The organism is Sulfuricurvum sp. RIFOXYD12_FULL_44_77 (assembly GCF_001830725.1).
GTDB lineage: Bacteria > Campylobacterota > Campylobacteria > Campylobacterales > Sulfurimonadaceae > Sulfuricurvum > Sulfuricurvum kujiense_A.
In genome coordinates this window covers 1-4704 of sequence record NZ_MIBU01000189.1, presented here as the reverse complement: position 1 = coordinate 4704, position 4704 = coordinate 1, and the positions used below count along the sequence as shown (strand labels likewise).

Genomic DNA, 4704 nt, shown 5'->3' with positions numbered 1-4704 from the left:
TTAAGACCTATAAAGGATTCGAATTCAGACTCAACCATACTGATGATACGGGGTTCATAGGAACTGGTGAGTTCTATATTTCCTCCGTACACTTGCGAGGCCGAATATTTTTCAAACAGTTCTGCGGCGTATCGGATACCCATATCGATTGAGGGTTCGCTTCCCCGTGACGTACGATAATAATGGGGACAGCTAGGGATTTTTTTCTCTCCCATTTTTTTAGCAATGACTTCCGGAGCAATGTAACTCGCTTCGATAACAACCAGCCCCTCATTTGCACTAAAATGTGCCTCTTTCTCTTGAGAGACACCGATAACGGAAACTTTTTCTTTGCCATAGAGGGCAGCATAGCCGTTTTCATCATTTTCAAAGGTAATGACCCCTTTGTTTTCAACATCCCCGAACTTTTCAAACGGATAGGCTCGTAAAATAACCCCCGTGCTTTGTGTCGCATAGAATAAAAGTGCATCCACTGTTGTTGTGTACTCTTGATCGACCAATGCCAAACGGAGAGAGATAATCAAAGGGACACTGAGTTCTTTAACCTCTACGGCACCAAATAACAAATCGGTGTTAAGGGTTTCCGTATGCTGCAGTTGCAAAATACGTCCGATTCCCAAACGCCCCTCTTGGTTATCTTTAACATTTTTCTCACGAAGCGGACGGGCCAATGCGGCACGCAAATCACGCGCGATTCCGTAAATACTCAAGCAATCACCGCGATTGGCAGTCAGTTCAATCTCGATAACATCATCATTGAATACACCGTATTCATTGAGATTTTTACCCATAACCAACTCACCGATACTCTCATCGAGGATCATAATTCCCTCACCCATAGAGGGGAGTCCAATCTCTTTAGCAGAGCAGATCATGCCGTGTGAATCGACACCGCGTAGTTTTGCTTCTTTGATCTTAAGGCCGCCGGGAAGTTCCGCACCGACCGTTGCTAACGCAATGTATAGTCCTGCACGAACATTCGAAGCACCGCACACAATCTGGCGCACTTCTTTCCCGACATTAACTTGACATACATTAAGTTTATCAGCATCAGGATGTTTTTCACACGATTCGACGTATCCGACAACCACTCCATCCGCAACACGGACAACGTCATGTCGATCTACTTCTAGACCGATCGAATTTAATGTTTTTAGCAACAAATCGGTACTTACGTCAGTAAGATCGATCCATTCATTTAGCCAATTTTTTGTTACGATCATCTAAACTGCTCCAATAATCTCGTATCTCCCTCAAACAAAGAGCGTAAATCACCGATTCGGTGGATCAGCATTGCAAACCGCTCAACCCCTAAACCGAACGCATAACCGCTGACATTCTCATAACCGACCGCTTTAAAAACGTTCGGATCGACAATACCGCATCCGAGCACTTCGAGCCATCCTGTTTTAGAGCACACTCGGCACCCTTCCCCACCGCAGAAAATACAGCTGATATCAACTTCCGCCGAAGGCTCCGTAAACGGAAAAAAGCTCGGACGGAAACGAACCTCGACATCTCCGAACATCGTTTTAAGGAAATCTTCGAGGATAAATTTTAGATTGGCAAACGATACTTTTCCCGCTTCCTCAACAACCAATCCCTCAACCTGATGAAACATCGGCGTATGGGTAATATCGTAATCGCGGCGAAATACCGCACCCGGAGCGATCATACGAATCGGCGGTTGGGTAGAGAGCATAGTGCGGATTTGTACCGGCGAGGTATGGGTACGCAACAGCATCGAATCTTTAAAATAAAACGTATCCTGCATATCGCGTGCCGGATGGTATTTAGGAAGATTCAACGCTTCGAAATTATGAAAATCATCTTCCACCATCGGACCCGTTTGTACCGAAAAGTTCATCGCAACGAAATACTCCACGATTCGATCCATCGTCTCCATAACAGGGTGAAGTGACCCGTGTTCCGTAGTGGCGGAGTAGAGACTTACGTCAATCGCTTCCGCCCTCATCGTCGCTTGCAAATGTTCCATGGCCAAGAAAAGTTTACGATCGACCAAAAGAGCATTCAATCCCTCTTTATGGATATTTAACTCTTTGGCAAATGTCCCTTTTTCCGCGTCGGGAATATCTTTCATACGGGTGAACTCAGCGTTCATTATCCCTTTTTTTCCGAAAACGGCGATTCGGATCTCTTCGATTTTATCAATCGAGTCAGCCGATTTTATAGCGTCATACCACTCTTGCAAAATAGAGTCTCCATTGATGATTTTCTGAAAGCTTTTAAATACGTTATCACTATTTCTGAAAGTGCTTTCAATTTAGGGGATATTGTAGTCAAATCTCTTTTATAAATAGCTTCAAGCGATCTTCCATATGCTACAATAGCACAAAAAAAGAGGTTTAAAATGTGCATTTTCTGTAAAATTATTAACAAAGAAATCCCATCCAATGCCGTTGCCGAAAACGACGAATTTTATGCGTTTCATGACATTAATCCCAAAGCACCTGTTCATGTTTTGGCAATTCCGAAAGAGCATTATCAAAGTTTCAACGATATTCCCGGAGATGTGATGGGGAGAATGTCAACGTTTATGCAAGAGGTCGCCAAAGCATGCGGAATTGATGAGAGCGGCTACCGAATTATCAGCAATATCGGTGAAAACGGGGGGCAAGAGGTGGGGCACCTCCATTTTCATATCCTCGGCGGAGCAAAGCTCAAATGGGGTCATTTTGCCGATGCTGACCCTAAGGATTTCTTTTAATCCTTAGGCGTTACACCCTTGCAACGTACCGAAATCGACAGCACTTCCGCCGCCGCTGATCATCTTCTCATTTTCACGAATCACAGTGCCGTTATGGATGATCGTATAGCTAATAGCTGTCGTATCACGGATCGTATTGATCGTGGAACAATAGGTTTCCAAGCTCGCCATCACCCAACGCGCCGCGAGTGTATCGTCCGCATTCGAATCAAAGCGATATTCAAGATGAAGCGCATTGAACTTGCGCGGTGCAGACTCATTACGAACCACTTCACCGCTTACTTCAAGATTTTTTACCTCATACCCCTGCTGTTTAGGGAGCATCACGACATCGGTCGCACTGCAGGTGATAATCCCGCTTAAAAAATACTCGATCGGAGAGATTTGGGGGCAATCGATAATAAAACTGCTCTTCTCTGTTTTAGCTTCAAAGCGCATTGCATCCTGATGAGAAACGGTAATCTTCATTGTACATCCTTGAGAAAATGGTCAAAATAGATGATTTGTTCTAGCGTACGAATTTCCGCCGTTCCCCCTTGGGAAGTACGGGCATTCATCGAGTGCTCGATCGCCAAATAAGGGATAACATCCTCCTTAATCCGCTCATCGATTGCATAAAGCTCAGCATAGTCGATATCGCTCAAATCTATTCCAAGCACTTCGGCACGCGCAACGGCGCGTCCGGTGATATGGTGGGCTTCGCGAAACGGAACGTCACAGTGCTCGACCAAATAGTCGGCCAAATCGGTAGCGGATAGATGCCCTAGCTTACATGCACGAGCCATATTTTGAGGTTTGATCGTCATTGTACGCAATGCTTCGCGGAGAATTTCGAGGGAGAGTTCAGCCGTCTCAACACTGTCGAATACCCCCTCTTTGTCCTCTTGGGTATCTTTGTTATAGGCTAGCGGTAACCCTTTCATCACGGTTAAAAGTCCCATCAGGTTACCAAATACCCGCCCCGTTTTTCCTCGAAGTAACTCAGGAACATCAGGATTCTTCTTTTGCGGCATAATCGAACTACCCGTCGAATACTGATCGGAAAGTTCGACAAAACGAAACTCGTAACTTGACCACATAATAATCTCTTCGGCCAAACGGGAGATGTGCATCATCAATGTCGAGATATTAAATAAAATTTCCAGTGCAAAATCACGATCGCTCACCGTGTCGAGACAGTTGATACTCACCGAATCAAAGCCAAGCTCTTTCGCCGTCATTTCACGGTTGATATTGTGCGGTGTTCCGGCAAGTGCGGCACATCCGATCGGTGAGATATTATTACGCACAGCAGAGCTCTCAAAGCGTTCAATATCACGTTTAAACATCGAAGCATATGCCAGTAAATGAAATGCGAAATTGATCGGTTGTGCATGTTGCAGATGGGTCATCCCCGGTAACAACGTCGTAGTGTGATCTCTGGCGATGTCAACAACAACACTCATAAGTGCTTTGATCTGTTCGACAATCTCACGGTTTTTACGAAGAACAAAGCGGCGGAAATCAAGAGCTACCTGATCGTTGCGACTACGCGCGGTATGAAGTTTTTTTCCTGCTTCGCCGATAATCGCAGTAAGACGTTTTTCAATCGCCATATGGAGATCTTCATCACCGATTTTCCACTCAAATACACCCGATTCGATTTCGCTGAGTACCTGCGCCATCCCTTTTTCAATCAAGGTAGACTCTTCATCGGTTAAAATCCCTTGATGAGCCAACATTTTGGCGTGGGCGATAGAACCTTCAATATCTTCACGGTAAAGTTTTTGATCAAACATGATCGAGGCATTAAATTTTTCCAAAAGGGTTGACGCATCTTGTGTAAAGCGTCCTGACCACATCTTTTCCATGGTATCTCCGAAGTGTGTAAAAGTGGGGTATTTTAGCGAAGTTTGGTTTAGAAGAAAATCATCCCCTGAAGGATGAAGGGTTTATTTAGTTACAGGCAGGGACATTGCCGCTATCGGATGCATATT

5 protein-coding genes are annotated in these 4704 nt (G+C 44.9%); 1 reads left to right on the top strand and 4 read right to left on the bottom strand.

Going from position 1 to position 4704, the window contains the following annotated elements:
• On the bottom strand, window positions 1-1223 hold a 1223-nt coding region (gene ytpR / locus A2517_RS07290; RefSeq protein WP_367187990.1), incomplete at its 3' end, for a YtpR family tRNA-binding protein.
• The gene (gene pheS / locus A2517_RS07285; protein ID WP_294895594.1) at window positions 1220-2212 is read right to left on the bottom strand and encodes a phenylalanine--tRNA ligase subunit alpha; all 993 of its coding nucleotides are present in this window, start codon (window positions 2210-2212) and stop codon (window positions 1220-1222) included. The genes ytpR and pheS, both read right to left, overlap by 4 nt.
• Window positions 2213-2371: 159 nt before the next feature.
• On the opposite strand from pheS, the gene A2517_RS07280 reads away from it, so the two are divergent.
• Window positions 2372-2728 (top strand): histidine triad nucleotide-binding protein, encoded by a 357-nt coding sequence (locus A2517_RS07280; RefSeq protein ID WP_294895592.1) that lies wholly within the window; start codon window positions 2372-2374, stop codon window positions 2726-2728.
• Between the two features lie 3 nt (window positions 2729-2731).
• Here the strand turns inward: A2517_RS07280 and A2517_RS07275 are convergent, their stop codons facing one another.
• Both A2517_RS07275 and argH read right to left on the bottom strand, forming a co-directional pair.
• Entirely contained in the window at window positions 2732-3196 is a 465-nt protein-coding gene (locus tag A2517_RS07275) for an OsmC family protein (RefSeq protein WP_294895590.1), read from the bottom strand.
• The gene (gene argH, locus A2517_RS07270) at window positions 3193-4578 is read right to left on the bottom strand and encodes an argininosuccinate lyase (protein WP_294895588.1); all 1386 of its coding nucleotides are present in this window, start codon (window positions 4576-4578) and stop codon (window positions 3193-3195) included. The genes A2517_RS07275 and argH overlap by 4 nt, the downstream gene beginning before the upstream one ends.
• Between the last annotated feature and the right edge of the window lie 126 nt (window positions 4579-4704).

Bases quoted from the DNA above. Each gene is read 5' to 3' on its own strand.
- A2517_RS07280 (WP_294895592.1), top strand. From the start codon at position 2,372: ATGTGCATTTTCTGTAAAATTATTAACAAAGAAATCCCATCCAATGCC.
- A2517_RS07275 (WP_294895590.1), bottom strand. From the start codon at position 3,196: ATGAAGATTACCGTTTCTCATCAGGATGCAATGCGCTTTGAAGCTAAA.
- argH (WP_294895588.1), bottom strand. From the start codon at position 4,578: ATGGAAAAGATGTGGTCAGGACGCTTTACACAAGATGCGTCAACCCTT.